This is a genomic window from Terriglobus sp. TAA 43, assembly GCF_000800015.1.
In the GTDB taxonomy this organism is placed as follows: domain Bacteria; phylum Acidobacteriota; class Terriglobia; order Terriglobales; family Acidobacteriaceae; genus Terriglobus.
This window is the reverse complement of sequence record NZ_JUGR01000001.1, coordinates 2,819,696-2,837,888: the sequence shown is the minus strand read 5'-3', so window position 1 is coordinate 2,837,888 and position 18,193 is coordinate 2,819,696. Positions and strand designations below refer to the sequence as shown.

At 58.3% G+C, this 18,193-nt stretch carries 15 protein-coding genes; 10 read left to right on the top strand and 5 right to left on the bottom strand.

Going from position 1 to position 18,193, the window contains the following annotated elements; translation table 11 throughout:
* Positions 1-8 precede the first annotated feature (8 nt).
* The 3 genes from M504_RS12090 to M504_RS12080 form a co-directional block, all read right to left on the bottom strand.
* Positions 9-845, bottom strand: coding sequence for a TIGR03435 family protein (locus M504_RS12090; protein ID WP_198137582.1), 837 nt, complete (start codon positions 843-845; stop codon positions 9-11).
* Positions 846-917: 72 nt separating this feature from the next.
* Positions 918-1,478 (bottom strand): elongation factor P, encoded by a 561-nt coding sequence (gene efp / locus M504_RS12085; RefSeq protein WP_047491677.1) that lies wholly within the window; start codon positions 1,476-1,478, stop codon positions 918-920.
* A 133-nt stretch (positions 1,479-1,611) separates the two neighbouring features.
* Complete coding sequence (locus M504_RS12080) at positions 1,612-2,790, bottom strand: M20 family metallopeptidase (RefSeq protein ID WP_047491673.1); 1,179 nt, start codon at positions 2,788-2,790, stop codon at positions 1,612-1,614.
* 182 nt (positions 2,791-2,972) lie between these two features.
* Here M504_RS12080 and lpxC point away from each other — a divergent pair, with 182 nt between their 5' ends.
* The 6 genes from lpxC (at position 2,973) to M504_RS12050 (ending at position 8,038) form a co-directional block, all read left to right on the top strand.
* Complete coding sequence (gene lpxC, locus M504_RS12075; protein ID WP_369792900.1) at positions 2,973-3,875, top strand: UDP-3-O-acyl-N-acetylglucosamine deacetylase; 903 nt, start codon at positions 2,973-2,975, stop codon at positions 3,873-3,875.
* 6 nt (positions 3,876-3,881) lie between these two features.
* On the top strand, positions 3,882-4,358 hold the full coding sequence (gene folK, locus M504_RS12070) for a 2-amino-4-hydroxy-6-hydroxymethyldihydropteridine diphosphokinase (protein WP_047491661.1): 477 nt from the start codon (positions 3,882-3,884) through the stop codon (positions 4,356-4,358).
* An 18-nt stretch (positions 4,359-4,376) separates the two neighbouring features.
* Positions 4,377-4,691: a helix-turn-helix transcriptional regulator gene (locus tag M504_RS12065; RefSeq protein WP_052200665.1), complete on the top strand. Its 315-nt coding sequence runs from the start codon at positions 4,377-4,379 to the stop codon at positions 4,689-4,691.
* Between the two features lie 129 nt (positions 4,692-4,820).
* Positions 4,821-5,570, top strand: coding sequence for an SDR family NAD(P)-dependent oxidoreductase (locus M504_RS12060; protein WP_047491658.1), 750 nt, complete (start codon positions 4,821-4,823; stop codon positions 5,568-5,570).
* A 108-nt stretch (positions 5,571-5,678) separates the two neighbouring features.
* Positions 5,679-6,806 carry a tRNA guanosine(34) transglycosylase Tgt gene (gene tgt, locus M504_RS12055; RefSeq protein ID WP_047494673.1) on the top strand — a complete coding sequence of 376 codons (1,128 nt, stop codon included), beginning with the start codon at positions 5,679-5,681 and terminating at the stop codon, positions 6,804-6,806.
* A gap of 200 nt (positions 6,807-7,006) precedes the next feature.
* Positions 7,007-8,038 (top strand): LacI family DNA-binding transcriptional regulator, encoded by a 1,032-nt coding sequence (locus M504_RS12050; protein ID WP_047491656.1) that lies wholly within the window; start codon positions 7,007-7,009, stop codon positions 8,036-8,038.
* Between the two features lie 52 nt (positions 8,039-8,090).
* Here the strand turns inward: M504_RS12050 and M504_RS12045 are convergent, their stop codons facing one another.
* Positions 8,091-8,819, bottom strand: coding sequence for an SDR family oxidoreductase (locus tag M504_RS12045; RefSeq protein ID WP_047491653.1), 729 nt, complete (start codon positions 8,817-8,819; stop codon positions 8,091-8,093).
* Positions 8,820-9,062: 243 nt separating this feature from the next.
* Here M504_RS12045 and M504_RS12040 point away from each other — a divergent pair, with 243 nt between their 5' ends.
* From M504_RS12040 to M504_RS12030, 3 genes are read left to right on the top strand one after another with little or no spacing between them, the layout of a single operon-like run.
* Positions 9,063-11,402: a PQQ-binding-like beta-propeller repeat protein gene (locus M504_RS12040; protein ID WP_052200664.1), complete on the top strand. Its 2,340-nt coding sequence runs from the start codon at positions 9,063-9,065 to the stop codon at positions 11,400-11,402.
* A gap of 5 nt (positions 11,403-11,407) precedes the next feature.
* Entirely contained in the window at positions 11,408-12,451 is a 1,044-nt protein-coding gene (locus M504_RS12035; RefSeq protein WP_047491649.1) for a sugar phosphate isomerase/epimerase, read from the top strand.
* Positions 12,448-13,710, top strand: coding sequence for an MFS transporter (locus M504_RS12030; RefSeq protein ID WP_047491646.1), 1,263 nt, complete (start codon positions 12,448-12,450; stop codon positions 13,708-13,710). The genes M504_RS12035 and M504_RS12030 overlap by 4 nt, the downstream gene beginning before the upstream one ends.
* Positions 13,711-13,778: 68 nt before the next feature.
* Here M504_RS12030 and M504_RS12025 read toward each other — a convergent pair whose 3' ends face one another.
* Entirely contained in the window at positions 13,779-14,546 is a 768-nt protein-coding gene (locus M504_RS12025) for an SDR family NAD(P)-dependent oxidoreductase (RefSeq protein ID WP_047491643.1), read from the bottom strand.
* Positions 14,547-14,822: 276 nt separating this feature from the next.
* Here M504_RS12025 and M504_RS12020 point away from each other — a divergent pair, with 276 nt between their 5' ends.
* Positions 14,823-18,173, top strand: a complete 3,351-nt coding sequence (locus M504_RS12020) for a carboxypeptidase regulatory-like domain-containing protein (RefSeq protein ID WP_047491640.1) — start codon at positions 14,823-14,825, stop codon at positions 18,171-18,173.
* Positions 18,174-18,193: the final 20 nt, after the last annotated feature.

Below are 18,193 nucleotides of genomic sequence, written 5' to 3'. Positions count from 1 at the left end.
AACACTGCTCAGTTTGGTGTGGGTGGCTCGACATGGTCAATTACCAATACCGGAACCTGCGCTTTACTGCTCTGCAATTTCAGGCCAAGCTGCTCCTGCACTGCGGTGAAGAAGTCAGGCTCACCGCTTGTGCTGCTTGCGGCAGTCATACTCTCTGAGGCGAAGTGTAGATCGAAGTCATACTGGCCTTTCAAGCCGGTCTTGTCGATCACGGTTCGCTGCACATGGGAAGCAAGCACACTTGCGATGAATGACACAGGGATTCCTTCGGCTGCGAGCTTTCCGGGGTCAAAACTCACGCTGCCATGTTTTGGATCCGCCGCAGGCGACATCCGTACGCCACTCTTCGCGACTGTCAGCACATACACGCTTCGTTCTCGCTGCTCCCAATGCGCCTTAAGATGGAACCGGTCTGCCAGCAAAGCTTGCTCCATCAACATCTCGCCAGTCGTTTGACGAGCAGCATAGGCGGCAACAACTTCCTGTATCGACAGATTTGAGAGCTTTTGGAACGCCTTTTGATCGTCTGGATCCACTCGCGCAAGAACATCGTAACGAGTTGAGGTTGCCCATGCAGGCAAGCCTTCAATTTCGTCGTCACGAAATGTAGCCACGTTGAAGTTATAAGCCTGCGAGATAAGCATCTTCAGACCGACGCCTTGGAAGGAGATACCGTTCGGCTGATCACCCCAATGGATGTTCGTAACCGAAGGATCAGCCGGGTGGATCGAAACAGCGGCCCAGGGAAGAGGATTGCCGCCGGGAGGTGTCTGCTGCTGGGCAATGCCTGACGTTGCGACAAGAAAACAGGCTGCAAGTGAAGACACACGAGACAATGACCACACAGGAACTGACCTCCAGAAAGCGAAAAGGCTGCGCGATGTGCGCAGCCCTCTCGTATCTCTCTTCTGCCGTGCTTACGCGCGGCTCATGTATGCGCCTTCAGCCGTATCGATGCGGATCTTCTCGCCTTCGTTGATGAACGGCGGCACCTGAACAATCAGGCCAGTCTCCGTCTTGGCAGGCTTGGTCACGGACGAAGCAGTTGCGGACTTAATGCCCGGCTCCGTCTCCACAACGGTCATCTCAACCACGTTGGGCAGTTCCACACCCACCGGCTTGCCGTCGATGAAGCTGATGTCCACCTTAATGTTCGGCAGCATGTAGTCCACGGCATCGCCCAGGATGTCGCGGCCCAGCGAGGTCTGTTCGAAGTCCGCCATGTTCATGAAGACGTACTCTTCGCCGTCCTGATAGAGAAACTCCATCGCAACATCGTCGACAATGACGCGATCAATCGCGTCGCCAGAGCGGAAGCGGTGCTCAAACATGGCGCCGGATTCCAGGTTGCGCAGCTTTGCCTGGATGAAGGCGCGGAGGTTGCCGGGGGTGCGGTGCTCAACCGAGAAAACCGAGTGCAGCTTCTCGTTGTGCTTGATGACCATGCCGGGGCGCATCTGGGTGGCAGGAATCGCCATGGTGAAAACTCCTAATGTCTTACCTTGAACTGTTGGGAATATGCGTGCGGAAGGCTTTCAAAGTCCCGTCGTTCATTGTATCCCGGCAAGCCATTGGGTCTGAAGGCCGGGCACCTAGCGGCACCGGGGCTACCTATTCACTGGAAGCGATCATGGCCGCCAACAACACCGTGCGCGGCAGCAAATGATCCAGCAACAGGGACTCATGCGCCGCATGTGCGCCTTCTCCCACGGCCCCCATTCCATCCAGCGTTGGCACGCCAATGCCCGCTGTGAAATTGCCGTCCGATCCACCGCCTGTGGCTGCTTCCTTCAACTCCATACCCAATGACGCGGCCAGCGAACGAGCCTGCTCGAACAAACGCACCGTTCCCTCGCCACGCTCCATCGGCGGACGATTGATGCCTCCACTCACCTGCAACGAGCAGGCAGGATCATCGACGGTAAGCCCGTGAAAAAACCGATCAACACGTTCCGCATCCGCTGCCCGCGCAATGCGAACATCCACCTCAGCCCAGGCATGCGCGGCAATCACGTTTGACCGCGTTCCGCCGCCAATCACGCCAGGATTCACTGTCAGCCCCGTCTCCAGGTCCGTGAACTGCTCCACCTTCAACAGCAGGCGGGCCAGCTCCAGCACCGCCGAACGTCCGCGCGTGAAATCCACCCCGGAATGCGAGGCCAAGCCGGTCACATCCAGCCGATATTGCCCGACGCCCTTTCGCGCCGTTTTGTAGGCGGCATCGTCCGCGGTACCCGGCAATCCCTGCGCCGGTTCCAGCACGAAAACCGCCTCACAATCATGCGCAATCCGCTCCGTATGAGGCCGCGAAACCTCTGATCCGGTCTCCTCATCCGGGTTCAGCAGCAGCACAACAGGTCGCGAAAGGCCTCCGTTTTGCTGGACCGCCTCCATCGCAGCCAGCGCCATAATGACTCCGGCCTTCATATCCAGAACGCCCGGTCCCCACAGTCGCATCCGTCCCTGCGCGTCGGCTTCCTGACGCCACGGCATGCCCGCAAGCGTTACCCTCGGCCAGACTGTGTCCAGATGCCCCAATAACATCAATGGCTTACAGCCAGCGGCATGCTCCCCAAACCAAAGCTCAACGACATCTCCATAGCCGGTCTGCGGATGGCGCACCACACGCCCGCCAAGCTCCTCCGCCCAGGCAATCGCCATATCCATCGCGCGGTTCACCGCCGCTGCGTCTTCCGTGGGCGACTCGCACTCGACCAGCTCGCGCAAACGGGCAAGCCATCGGTCGCTGGTTTCAGTCAGGACGCTTTGCAGGTGCGGATCGGAAGACATGGCCCGATTCTACGTCTGGTCCTGGCATGTAATCGAAAACTGTGTCCAATCAGACACACTTGCGTTTTCCCAAATAGGTGTACGCTGTCCTTCGCCGGGTTTTGCAGCGCGCCCCACGCTGCATTCTCCAAGTTGGATCAGGAGCGTTGGATTTGGGTCAATCGCCACACAGGGAATGCACGTTGCAGGAGCCAGTCAGCTTCAGCGGCGTAGGTTTGCATTCTGGCGCACCCGTCACCATGCGACTTGTACCCGCCGCCCCTGGTTCCGGCATCGTCTTCCGCCGCACCGATCTCGACAACTTTGAAATTCCCGCCAACGGCCGCAATGTGGCCAAGGTGTCCTACGCAACATCGCTGATGCGGCAAGGCGTCCTGATCTCGACCACCGAGCATCTGCTGAGCGCTTTTATCGGCTGCGGTGTTGATAACGTCATCGTGGAAATCGACAACCTGGAAGTACCTATCCTGGATGGCTCATCCCTGCCCTATGTCGAGGCGTTCGAGCGTGTGGGCATCCAACAGCAGCGCCGCCGCCGTGAATATCTCCGCATCCTGAAGCCGGTCGAAGTCACTGAAAAGAGCCAGGATGGCCTGAAGTTCATCGGCGTGTATCCCGGCAAGGGCTACCAGATCGATTACTCCATCGACTTCCCTGCACCCATCGGCTCATCGCGTTTTCTCGGCGATCTGCAAACCGGCGCCTACGCAGACCTGATCGCACCCGCCCGCACCTTCGGCTTCCGCGAGGACGAACCCATGTTGCGCAACATGGGCCTGATCCGCGGCGCGGACGACACCTGTGCCATCATCATTGGCGATAAAAAAGTGCAAAACGGCCCCCTGCGTTTCCCCGACGAGTTTGTTCGCCACAAAGTACTGGATCTGATTGGCGATCTTGCCCTTGCAGGACGACGCATTCAGGGTCGTGTGGTGGCTGAGCGCGCAGGCCATGCCATGCACACTGCGCTGGTCAGCAAGCTACTGAAAGATCGCTCTGCATGGGAGCTGGCTCCGGAATTTGACGAAGAGCCCGCCATGGAATCGTCCCTGAACGCCGCGTTCGCCACGCCGGTCCACGCCTGATTCGCCGTGCCTCTCGCCGCCATCGCATTGGGATCGAACCTGGGTGACCGCAAGGCCACTCTCGCGGACGCCGTTCATTCGCTGGCCTCTGTTGGCCGCGTAATCGCTGTCTCGCCGTGGATTGAGACAGAACCTGCGGGATACACCGATCAGCCCGAGTTCGTGAACGGCGCAACACTCATCGAAACAGAACTGCCACCTGAGCTCGTGCTGCAAAAGCTGCTACAAATCGAACGCGAACATGGCCGCGACCGCTCACATGGCATCGAAAAAGGCCCACGCACACTGGACCTGGATTTACTGCTGTATGCCGACACCGTTATGGAGACGCCAGAGCTGACACTGCCTCACCCAGAGATGCATCGCCGACGCTTTGTGCTGGAACCACTTGCGGCGATTGCGCCGGAAATGAGGCACCCCGTGCTGCACCGCACAGTCGGTCAGCTTCTGCAGGAACTGGACACGCCCGCGTATACTGCGTGAATTGCAGGCGGTTCCCCCATGGCAAAGAAAGACAAGACAGAACGGGAAGAAACACAGCACAACACCGAAGAACGCAGCATGATCGCCATTACGCGCGCGCTTGCTGACCCCACACGTCTCTCCGTCTTTCGCCGCATTGCAAACAAGGAAAATTCCACTTGCATGGATCTGCGCGGATGCCTGGAGATGAATCCGGCAACGCTATCGCATCACATGCGCCAACTGGAATCCGCTGGGTTGATTGAGACACATCGCGATGGCAAGTTCGTCCGCGCAGAAGTGCGGCGCAAGGTCTGGAAAAACTACCTTTCCTATCTGAAAGAACTCGCCTGATCTGGAACGCCTGTTTATTACATTTTCACAGGCATCAAAATGTTTCCTGAATCCTTTCCCTGTCCAGCGCAATCATTTCGATAGTCATTGAAATGTCGAAGCGAGACGCTTCGGGAGGATCTAAGGATCATGGGTAAGCTCAGCGGAAAAGTTGCATTGGTAACCGGCGCATCCAAGGGAATTGGCGCGGCTATCGCAGAAGATTTGGCAGCAAATGGTGCCTCGGTCGTCGTGAACTACGCTTCGTCGAAGGCTGGCGCGGACGCCGTGGTGGAACGCATCACCAAGGCTGGCGGCAAGGCAATCGCAGTAGGTGCGAACGTTGCCAAGCCGGAAGAGATCGGCAAGCTGATCGATGAAACGGTAAAGGCGTACGGCAAGATCGATGTGCTGGTGAACAACGCCGGTATCTTTGATCCCGCTCCCCTGGAAGCCATCACCGTAGAACACTATCGCAGCCATTTTGATCTGAACGTGCTCGGCCTTCTGCTCACCACGCAGGCCGCCGTGCCGCACTTTCCGGCCGAAGGCGGATCGATCGTCAACATCAGCTCGGTTGTGGCCACGCTGGCACCTGCCGCGCTGTCTGTCTACAGCGCAACCAAGGGCGCAGTAGACACCATCACGCTGTCGCTCTCGAAGGAACTGGGACCGAAGAATATCCGCGTGAACAGCGTCAGCCCGGGTATGGTCGTGACCGAAGGCGCCGTCAGCAAGGGCTTCATCGGCAGCCCGTTTGAAGCCAAGGCAGTGGAAGAGACGCCGCTTGGCCGTGTGGGCCAGCCGAATGATATCGCCTCAGCCACCACCTTCTTCGCCACAGACGATGCACGCTGGGTAACCGGCCAGATCGTTAAGGTCTCCGGCGGCGCACGCTAAAAACAACAGGTTTCTCTGCGCTTAACCCTCCGAGCTAACGCAGAGATTGAGGTGGGCGGCACTGCTATCTGCGCGGTGCCGCCCATCGTTTTTTACAATCAAATGCAGATGTCTCTTCGTTTTGAAATCCATCGCACGGAAAACTCCATGCGCCGCGCCACGCTGCACCTTCCCCACGGCAGCGTGGAAACCCCTGTCTTCATGCCTGTGGGCACAGCAGCGTCAGTAAAAGCAGTGCCACAGGACACTCTGGAAACCCTGGGCGACGATGGCCGCGGTGCCGAAATCATTCTGGCAAACACCTATCACCTGTATCTGCGCCCAGGCCACGAGCTGATTCGCAACGCGGGCGGTGTGCACAAGTTCATGAGCTGGAATCGCCCCATGCTGACAGACAGCGGCGGATTCCAGGTCTTTTCGCTCGCCGCGTTACGCAAGATCACCTCCGAAGGTGTGGAGTTCCGCTCGCACCTGGATGGTTCCAAACATTTCTTCTCACCGGAACACTCCATTGATGTGCAGATTGCGCTGGGCGCGGACATCATCATGGCCTTCGATGAGTGCACAGAACACCCCGCCACATACGAACGCACCCGCGACAGCATGGCGCTAACGCATGCATGGGCGCAACGCTCGCTGGATCACTTTCATTCGCATTGCCAGAACGTTCCATGGTTCAACGAACTGGGCCAGCGGCAAAACCTCTACGGAATTGTGCAGGGTGGCATGTACAAAGACCTGCGCACGGAAAGCGCGAATCGCCTGCTGGAGATGCGCGCGCCCAACGGCGAAGGTTTCGATGGCTACGCTATTGGCGGTCTTGCTGTAGGCGAACCGCGTGAAATCACCCGCGAGATCATTGCTCATACGCTGGAACTGCTACCCAAGGACAAGCCGCGTTATGTGATGGGCGTGGGCTATCCCGACGAGATTGTGGAATACGCTCAGATGGGCGTGGACCAGATGGATTGCGTGCTGCCCACACGCGCCGCGCGCCATGCCCTGCTGTTCACAAGCGAAGGGCGCTTGAACATTCGTGGGAAGAAATTCAGTGAAGATCACGGCCCCGCAGACCCTGAGTGCCATTGCCCGGTTTGCCGTCGTTATTCGCGAGCCTATCTCCGCCACCTGTTCCACACGGGCGAACCGTTGGCTGCAACGCTGGGCTCCGTGCACAACCTGTCGTTTTATTTAGACACGATGAGAAAACTTCGCGGGGAACGGATTGCCAGGTAGAACGCAGCGGCGATTTCCCCGTCTGACAAAGTTACAAAGTGGACACATTCTTAAGTTATGCTTTTTCGGAAACCTTTCCGAAAAAGCGTTCTTCGGGTATTGTTTGTCCGTGGCGCCTACGGAAAATTTGCGCCGACTCAAAAACTAAAGACAGGAAGCCGCCGGTTTGCGAAGGTAATTTCATCCGGCACACGTGATTGATGGTGAAGAACGGAAATCCGGGAACAGGCGGCGTGACACTGCAGGCGGTGGCAGAGGCCGCAGGCGTCACCATTGCAACCGCATCGCGCTCCCTGAACGATGCCTACGGCGTGCACCCGGAAACCAAGGCGCGCGTGCAGCGCATTGCGGAACAACTGCACTACAAGCCCAACCGCTTTGCGCGCGGACTGGTAACGGGTCGGTCAGACATGGTGGGCCTCATCGTCAGCGATATCCGTAATTCCTACTTCGCGGAAGTGGCGCGTGGTGTGGAAGATGCCGCGCTGGAATCCGGCCGCGATGTAATGCTGTGCAACAGCGACCTGAACGCAGAGCGCCAGATGAAGTCTGTGAACTCGCTGCTGGATAAGCGTGCGGAGGCCATCATCATGAACTCCGTCGCAACGCTTTCGCGCGAAGATCAGCAGAAGATTGCCGCAGCGGGCGTGCCGATTGTGTTGCTGAATCGTCCTGGGCGCGACACCACGTTCTCGACCGTGAACGCGGATAACGACAAGGGCGGACGACTAGCTGCAGAATGCCTTCTGCGCAACGGCCATCGCAAGGTAATCAACCTCACCGGCCCTAAGAAACATGCCAACCTGTCACGCCGCTCCACCGCATTTGTGAAGGCTATGGAAGCGCAGCGTGGCGCGCGTGTGAACACCATCCACACCCTCAACACCATGCAGGGTGGCTACGAAGCGGCGATTGAAATCTTCCGCAATCTCAACGGCGAAACCGCCATTGCCACCGGCAACGATGCCATGGCATTTGGCGTAATGCGTGCCGCGATCGAAGCAGGCGTACGTATCCCACGCGATATCTCACTCATCGGCTTTGACGATGTGGAGCTGTCCGCCATGACCTTCCCGCCGCTCACCACAGTTCGCCAGCCGAAGTATGAAGTCGGCCGCGCAGCGGTTGAGATTGTGCAGCAGCTACTCAGCAGTGGCTCGAAGGCCCCCATCCATCGCGTAGTGGATGTAGAGCTGGTGGAACGTTCATCGGTTGCAAAACTCACCAAGTAAAAGCTAAAAGCCCCGGATAATCCAGGGCTTTTCATCTACTTACTCAGATCGACTACGCCTGCGATGGAACCATCAACAATTCCGTGATGGTGACATGAGCAGGCGTCTTCATCACGTGGACAATCGTCTCCGCCACATCCCTCGGCTGCAATGCTTTTTCCAGTGTGTCCGCAGACAGCTTTTCTGGCCGCTTCTCCACCAGCTCTGTATTCGTCAGCCCCGGCATGATGCAGCACGTGCGAATGCCGTTCATGCGCTCCTCAAGCCGGATAGCATGAGCCAGCCCCAGAACACCGCGCTTCGACGCCTGATACGCCGCTCCAGAAAGATCGGCAATGGCTCCGGCGGTCGACGAGACGAACACGATATGGCCAGCACCCGCGTTACGCATGCCCGGCAGCACGACGTGCGCCAAGTGGAATGCGCCGGTCAGGTTGACGTCTAAAACTTCATTCCACACCGCAGGCGGCATCACTTTCATGGCACGCTCCGGCGTATTGGTGCCGCTTGCATACACCGCAATCGCAATGCTCCCGACGGTCTTCTCAACGTCCTCAACCATCGCCTGCATCTCTTCCAACTGCGTGACATCGGCTTTGCGCGTGTGCAGTGTGACCCCATCTGAAGCAAGCTGCTGCTTCATGGCAATCAGCCTGTCTTCACGCCGTGCCACGGCCACCACCACTGCGCCCTCGCGTGCGGCAAGTTCCGCGGTGGCCCGCCCAATACCGCTGGAAGCTCCCACCACCAGCACCACTTTTCCCTGAAGCGACTCCGCCATTCCAGCTCCTTATTCCCGTCTGCATTCTGTATTTTCGGAAGCGCTTACAAAGCTATCACCGCTGCGCCGCGAAGCGCGAGGGTATCCGATGTCGCAATACGGAGGTTGACAGCCGCGAGATGCTTGGCTGAAGATTCCTCGGAAGCGTTTCCGACGCAACGAACCAGCGCGAAACCTCTACAGGAGAATACGGACGCGGGCCGGCCCTTTCAGGGGCGGTTCGAGGCTGGATGACCGCAGAACATGAATCGAACACAAACCAGCTTCGTCCATTCCGCAACCCGCACTCTGGCTGCTGTTCTGCTGTGCGCCGCGGCCGTAGCGCTGCCCGCACAAACGCCCTCCGCCACATCCGGCAAAGCCAAGTACAACAATTTCTGTGTTGGCTGCCATGGGACAGACGGCAGCGGAACAGAGCACGCGCCAAAGCTGGCCGACAATCCCGACCTTCGCGGCAAAGACATTGCCCGCATTCACAGCATCATTGCGGCGGGATTTCCCGCCCAGGGCATGCCTCCTTTCGGCAGCATGCCATCCGCAGACATTGATGACCTTGCCGCGTACGTCCGTTCGCTGAACGTAACCGCAGCGGAAAGCGCCGCCGTCGGCAACGCAGATGCGGGCAAGCAGTTTTTCTGGAACGACGGCAAGTGCAGCACGTGCCACATGGTGCGCGGTGTGGGTTCCGCAACAGGACCCGACCTTTCCGACGTTGGATCGCATATGAGCGTACCGTCGATCCGCGCTGCGCTCACCGCGCCGGATTTGCACATCACGCCCGGTTACGAACTGGCCACCGCAATTATCGGCGGCAAGACGCTGCACGGTTATTTGCGCAATCGCACCAACTACGACATTCATCTGCAGGACAAAGATGGCGGCACGATCCATCTGCTGCCGCTCTCGCAGGTAACAAAACTAACTGTCGACGACCATGCCGCGATGAAGCCGCTCACACTGCCCGAAAAGCAGATGGACGATCTCACAGCATACCTCGGCAGCCTGACCGGCGTGGATGGCCCCATGCCGGAGAAGAACGCGGTCATCACACCCGGTGCCAGCATCATTGAGTTCAACGAAATCCTGCATCCGCGCAAGGGCGAATGGCCTTCGTACAACGGCAAGCTCAACGCCAATCGCTACAGCGATCTCACGAGCATCGATCGCAGCAACGTCAGCCAGCTCATGCTGAAGTGGATTGCACCCATGCCGCAGCTAGGCCTTGAAGCCACGCCCATCGTCGTGGGCGACATCATGTACTTCTCCGGCCAAAACCGCGTGAGTGCGCTGGATGCAAAAACGGGTCGCACCATCTGGACATGGTTCCGCCCGCCCACATCGGGCCTTGTGGGCGATGCATCCGTGGGCACGAATCGCGGTGCTGCCGTGTTCCGCGACAAGGTGTACATCACCACAGACAACGCGCATCTTATCGCCCTGAACCGCGTCACCGGCAAGCCTGTGTGGGAACAGACCATGCCGGAAGAGAAGATGAAGTACGGTTCCACCGTAGCGCCCATGATTCTGAACGACACCGTCATCGGCGGCGTCTCCGGCGGTGACTGGGGCATTCGCGGCTTCATCATCTGCTACGACGCAGAGACGGGCAAGAAACTGTGGCGACACTGGACTCTGCCAGGCCCCGGCGAACCCGGACTGGAATCATGGGGACCGGAGTGGCCCAAGCTGGGCGGCGGATCCACCTGGCTGCACGGCTCCTACGATCCCGAAACCGACACGCTGTTCTGGCCCACCGGCAATCCGTGGCCTGACTCCGACGACCGCACGCGCCCCGGCGACAACCTGTACACCAACAGCATCCTCGCGATGAATCCGCACGACGGCAAAGTGAAGTGGTACTTCCAGTTCACGCCTCATGATCTTGCGGATCGTGATGCCGTGGAACCACCCGTCCTCGTCAACACAACATTCCAGGGTCAGCCACGCAAACTGTTGCTGCACGCGGATCGCAACGGATTCTTCTACGTCTTCGATCGCACCAACGGCAAACTGTTGGAAGCGAAGCCATTCCTGAAGCGCATCAACTGGGCAACCGGCATCGACGCGAATGGCCGCCCCATCCTCAACAAGTCGCTGCCCTCCACCATGCCAACCAAGCAGCGCAATTGCCCGGACAACGGCGCCAACTGGACATCCACCGCATTCAGCCCCACCACGCATTGGTATTACATGATGACGATTGAGGCTTGTGGCGATCCCAAGGCTGCGCCCGGCACGCCTGCAGCACAGGGGTTGCAGCAGCGCTTCGTACGCGCGATCGACATTGAAACTGCCGAAACCAAATGGGAGATTGCACAGCCCGGCGCGCTTGTTCTGAAGACATGGTCCGGCGTGATCGCTACCGCAGGAGGACTTGTCTTCTACGCCGATCCCAACGGCGCATTCTGTGCCGCCGATGAGAAGACCGGAAAGATTCTTTGGCATTACGACACCAACGTGGGCATGAAAGGCCCGCCGATGACCTACGCCGTTGACGGCAAGCAATACGTCTCCGTCACGGCAGGGTCAACGCTGCTGACCTTTGCACTGCCCTCAACCACAACATCGACCGCAAAGAGGTAACGCACATGCAGAACGAAACAGAATGGGGAATGTCACGCCGATCGCTTCTGCTGGGCGCGGCCATGGCGGGCGCAGCACAGGCTTTTGGATCAACAACGATGCGTGCGGAATCCACACGCAACATCACACCTGCGCCACCGGCCGGCCCGTTGAAGGTATCCATCTTCTCCAAGCATCTGCAGTTCATGCCCATTGGAGAAGCTGCGATTGCCGCCAAGGATATGGGCTTTGACGCTATCGACATGACGGTGCGCGCGGAAGGCCACGTGCTACCGGAGAACGTCACCACTGATCTGCCGAAAGCCGTTGCCGCCGTACGCAAAGCCGGATTGGAAGTCTCCATGGTCAGCACGGAGATCACGCCCGCCACCATGCCGATGGCGAAGAAGATTCTGGAAGCCGCTGCTGGTGAAGGTATTCATCACTATCGCTGGGGCGGCCTGAAGTATGAAACGAACAAGCCCATCGTGGCGCAGCTGGATGCAATGCGCCCCGGCGTACGAGCACTTGCAGACCTTAGCCAGAAGAACGGCGTTGCTGCGATGTATCACACACACTCCGGCCCGGAAGCCATTGGCGCAACCATCTGGGACCTATGGGAGATGTTCCGCGGAATCGATCCGAAATGGTTTGGCTTCAACTACGACATTGGCCACGCCACCGTGGAAGGCGGTTACGGCGGATGGATCTGCACCAGCAAGCTCTCCGCAGACTGGATGCGCGGCATCGCGCTGAAGGACTTCCTGTGGGCGCGCAATGAAAAGAGCAACACGCACGCCGATCCTTATGACAAGAGTCTCGGCGCTACCGGCGTGTTCGTACCGCACTGGTGCCCCATCAACGAAGGCATGGTGCACTTCGATCAGTTCCTCGGCATCGTGAAGACGCAGAACTTCAACGGTCCGCTGCAACTGCACTTTGAATATCCGCTGGGCGGCGCAGAAAACGGCAAGACCACACTCACGCTTCCTCGCGAACAAGTGCTTGCAACGATGAAGAAGGATTTGCAAGCCGTGCGCACGCACCTTGCAAAGCAGGGACTCGCATGAGCACCTCAGCTATAACGAATCCGTCTGCGGAAACAAACGCCACATTCACGCTCAGCCGCATGCGCTGGGCCATGCTGGCGATGACGTTTTTCGCTACGGTTATCAACTATCTCGATCGACAGACACTCTCTGTCATGGCGCCGGTCCTGCTCGATCAGTTCCACATCTCCGCAGGCACGTACAGCCAGATCATCTTTGCGTTCATGCTGGCGTACACCATCATGAACGGCATCTCCGGACCGCTGTTGGATCGTCTCGGCAGTCGCAAAGGTTATTCATTGACCATTGCTTTCTGGTCTGCCGCAGAGATTCTCACCAGCTTGACCACCGGTGCATTCTCGCTCGGCATCTATCGCTTTCTGCTGGGCATGGGCGAGGCGGGCAACTATCCCGCAGGCGTAAAAGTCATTGGCGAATGGTTCCCTGCACGTGAGCGCTCTCTTGCTTCAGGAATCTTCAATAGCGGCGCGGCCATTGGAGCCATGCTCGCGCCACCGCTGCTCGCGTGGTGTGCCATCAGCTTCGGGTGGAAAGCATCATTCGCCATCGTTGGCGTTCTTGGATTCATCTGGATGGTCGTGTGGCTGCTGATCTATCGCACACCACCTGTTAATCCTGCAGAACCGGTCGTTCCCGCGCCTTCCGTTCTTTCGCTCATTCAGGACCGCTTTGTGTGGCAGTTCACTCTGAGCAAGGTCTTCGCTGATCCGGTCTGGTACTTCTACACCTTCTGGTTCCCGCAATACCTGAAAATGGGCCACGGCTACACGCTGGCGCAGATTGGAAAGATCGGCTGGATTCCCTTTGCGACCGCGGGCCTCGGCAATCTCGCGGGAGGCTTCTTGACCGCGCTGATCATGAAGCGCGGCGTCAACGATCAGACAGCCCGCCGCATCAGCGTTCTGTTCTTCTCCGCATGCATGGTCTGCGCGTTTCCGGCGGCCATGGTCAGCAGTGCGGCATTGAGCATCGCTCTGATCTCCACGGCTACCTTCGGCTACAGCGGCGCGCTGGCGAACGTACTCGCCATTCCGCGTGATCTTTATCCGAAGAACGCTGTCGCTTCCATCTGGGGACTTGCCAGCATGGGTTCCGGCTTCGGCGGCATGGTCTTCAGCCTGTGCACTGGCTGGCTCGTCGATCATTACTCGTTCCGGCCAGTGTTCATGCTCTTCGGAACACTGCCCATCATCGCAGCAACGCTGGTATGGACACTGCCGCGCGTGGCACGCCGACGCGACATCGCTCCCGCCGTCTGAAACTCCGAATGATTACTTTCATGCAAAAGGGCGCCCTGTGGGCGCCCTTCTTTTTCCTGATTCCCAACCTACGCCATGAAGAATCCGCCGTTGATCTCAATCACCTGGCCATGGATAAACGTCGCCTGATCGCTGGATAAGAACACCACCAGATCGGCAATCTCCTCCGCCGTTCCCAGCCTTCCAATCGGCGTTGCAGCACGCACTCCGTCCAGACCTTCCTGCGTAGAGAACGAGCGGTGATAGCCCGTGTCCACCGTGCCGGGCGAAATGCAGTTCACACGCACTCCCTGCGGCGCAAATTCCTTAGTCAGCCCTTTCGTCATCGTCGAAACTGCAGCCTTCGCGGACGAGTAAGCCAGCGCTCCCAAGCCACCACCAAAGCGTGCAGCCACGGACGACATGTTGATGATGACGCCGCTCTTGCGTTCGCTCATGCCGCGCAACACCGCCTGCGACAGGAAGAAGGCGCTGGTGAGATTCAGCATCATCACCTTCTCCCACAGCTCATGCGTGAACTCCAGCACACGCGTGCGCTGCACGAGAGATCCGGCATTGTTCACCAGGATGTCGATTTGCCGGTCTTCCGCATAGCGGCAGAGAACCTGCGTGCCGTCCCATGTGCCCAGGTCGGCCTGCACGATTTCGCCGTCTGCTCCGGCAGCGCGGACCTGATCCAGCACCTTCTGCGCCTCATCGGCCTGCGAGTTGTAGTGGATCAGCACGTGCGCTCCGGCAGCGGCCAATGCCAAGGCCGAGGCGGCACCAATGCCGCTGCTGGCACCCGTCACCAACGCGGTTTTTCCATTCAGTTGTTTTGTCTGCAAGCTGCTCATAGTTTTCTGAAAACCAGTCTTTCGTGGACGCCGAAATTGGAAGCGTTTCCGACAAGCATCAGCGCTGCAGGATTCCCTTGTCAATCCATAGCGGAAGCGTTTCCGACAAAATTGTGCCACAGGTGCCCAAGGAGTGACGAGTTTATTGACAATACAGGGTGACGGTGCGTATTTTCGGAAACGCTTCCGATTCTGCCAGACCCGCGTCGCTCTGCAGTCGCCATACATGCTTCCGGAAATCGGCAAAATCAAAACACTCCGACGGAGCAGACTCCTATGACGCCGCTGCACTTTTCCCGAAAGGCCATCCTCTCTGTATCGCTTGCACTTGCCTGCGTCGCCGTGGCCCACGCGCAGTCCAATACCGGCACCATCCTCGGCACCGTGCAGGACGATACGGGCGCCGCTATTCCCGGCGCAACCGTAACCATCCGCAACCTGGGCACAGGTGAAACGCGCACCGCAACTTCCGATGGCAGCGGCGTATACAACGTCCCCAATCTACAAATCGGCCATTACTCCATCACCATTGCGCACGATGGTTTCACCTCCGCACAGATTGCCGACACAGAGCTGCAGGTGGCTCAGCGAGCCACCATCAACCCCGTACTGCACGTGGGCGCGATCTCTGACAAGGTGGACGTGATCGCCACGCAAACACCGCTGCTGAATGAAGCATCGTCTGCCGTGGGCCAAGTCATTGATACACAGACGGTGCAGAACGTGCCGTTGAACGGCCGCAACTTCTGGCAACTCACGCAGCTTACGCCCGGTGTCAGCTTCATTCAGGGTGGACAGAACATCGCTTCCGGCGGCACATCCATCCGCGCCAGTGCGGTCAACGTGAATGTGAACGGCCTCTCGCCGTCGTGGACCGGATGGTATCTGGATGGATCAAACATCACGGAATCGCAGCTTGGCGGCACGCTCATCTCGCCCAACGTGGACGCGTTGCAGGAATTCAAAGTGGAATCCAGCAACATGCCCGCTGACTACGGCCACAGCCCCACGATTGTGAACGCCACGTTGAAGAGCGGCACCAACGCGTACCACGGCACGGCGTATGAGTTCCTGCGCAACAACGCCTTCGACGCGAAGAACTACTTCTATGTTCCGCCTGCCGGTTCCACGCGTCGCAATCAGCCATTGCATCGCAATCAGTTCGGCATTGCCGTTGGCGGACCGATCGTGAAGGACCACACCTTCTTCTTCCTTGATCTGCAATCAACGCTGTATACGCTGGGCCAGAATTTCGACAACATCGTACCCAGCGCCGCGATGCGTGGCGGCAACTACCAAGGCACCGGCATCACGCTCAAAGACCCGCTCACCGGACTGGCATTTGCGAACAATACGATCCCCTCAAACCGCATCGTGCCGCAGGCACAGTTCTTCCTGAAATACATGCCGGATGCAAACCAGCTTCGTGGCACTGTTTCTCATGCTGTGCTGACAAACCGTTTGAAGCAGCAACTGAACCAGGGCGACATTCGCGTTGATCAGACGCTCTTCTCCAAGGACCGCTTGATGGGTCGCTATTCCATCACAGATAACCATGAGACAGATCCCAATCCATTCCCTGCGCTTGGTGGTTTTCCCCTTCGCAGTCGTGGCCAGAATCTGGTGCTGCGAGAAACACACATATTCTCGCCAAAGTGGCTGACCGAAGCGCAGTTCTCGTACTACCGCAGCGTCTTCTTCTTCACCAGCTCGCTGCAAGGGCAGAACATCAATCAGCAAGCCGGCGTCAAAGGCCTCGAAGGTCTATCGCCCGATCAATATCAGGGCATGCCGCAGCTCAGCATCTCCAACTACGCTGGTTTCACGGGCCAAAGCGGCAACTATCCCAAGCAGAACAAGATTCGCTCGTGGCAGTACGTCATCCGCTCCACGTACACCAGCGGTAAGCATGAGGTCCGCTTCGGCTACGAAAACTTCCACGACACCAACACTTATCTCTTCGGCTCAAATTCGGTAGGTACGTTCACCTTCAGCAACTCCTACTCCGGCGATAACTTCGCGGACTTCCTGCTGGGCTATCCCGCATCCGGGCTGCGCAGCTACTTCCGCCAGCCGTGGGGCAACTACGTCAACTTCCAGACAATGTACGTCCAAGACGATTACAAGGCGAGTTCGAAACTCACCATCAACGCAGGCTTACGTTACGAGATCAACCCCTTCTACAACGGCATCAAGGGCCAAACCTCAGGCTGGAACCCTGCCAATGGCAAGCTGGTCATCCCGTCAGACTTCTCGATGAACGCGCAGCCCGGCACACCGTATCTCTACTCGCTGTTCTCAGACCGCATTCAAGGCAGCAACGACCTTGGCCTGCCCACATCCATTCGCCCCGCAGCCCGCGTCAATATGGGGCCACGCATCGGCCTTGCTTACAAGGCAGAAGAGAACACCGTTATCCGCGCAGGCTACGGCATCTTCTATCTCTTCCCGGATAACAACGCCATCAACAACACGCAGAACGTTGTCCCCTTCATCGCATCACAAACTCTGAACAACAACAACACGCCAAACTCAGCAAATGTACGCGTCCCCAACCTCACCTTTGGCGACTTCTACTCCGGTCAGCCCATCGTCGCCGCCAACACCAGCAACTCAGTCTGCTCATTTGGATATGTAGCGCTCTCCTGCTCGCAACCCAGCCTCACCACCATGGACCTCCGCGTGAAGAACACCTACGCGCAGGAATACAACCTGGCCGTGCAGCATCAGTTTGGCCGCAAAATCTCACTGGACGTGGCGTACGTTGGCAACCGCACGCAACACATCGTGCAGCCCTTCCAGATCAACGATCCGTTCCCCGGCGCAGGTACCATCCAAACGCGTCGTCCCTTCCCACAGTGGGGCACCATCGGACTCTCAAAGTACGCTGGCAACGCCAACTACAACTCACTGCAAACCAAGTTTGAGGCGCGCGCATTCAATGGAGCCACCTTCCTCGCTTCTTACACCTACGGAGCCTGCCTGACCGATGGCACCTTCAACGGCCAGACGCGCGAGCAAAGCAGCAACATCCGTTACTACGGCCCCTGCAACTACGACATCAAGCACAACTTCGTAACCAGCGGCCTGTATGAATTGCCCTTCGGCAAAGGCAAAATGTTTGCCTCGGGCGCAAGCGGCGTGGTGCAGGGCCTCATTGGTAACTGGAGTCTTTCCGGCGTAGGCACCATGCAGTCTGGCCTGCCCTTCACCCTGAGCATTAGCAACGACCAGGCAAACACCGGCCTTGGCGGCCAACGTCCGAACATCACCGGACGTCCGCAGATGGTACGCAGGCCCGGCTGCTGGTATTACGACTCGCACAACGCCTCCTGCCCCACCGGTGGCACGGATGCCTTCAGCATCCCCGCGCAATACACCTACGGCAACGGCGGCACCAACACCATGCGCAACGACGGTCTGGTGCAGTTCGACGTCTCAGTGCTGAAGAAAGTCCCCTTTGGCGACACCCGTTCTCTTGAGTTCCGCGGATCGTTCTTCAACGTCTTCAACCACACTACCTTTGCCACGCCCGTGACGAATATCGACTCGGCCTCGGCAGGCCAGATTACGTCAACACTCAATGCCGCTCGCTCCATTGAACTGGCCGCAAAAATCTACTTCTAAACGCAATAAGAATGCCGCGA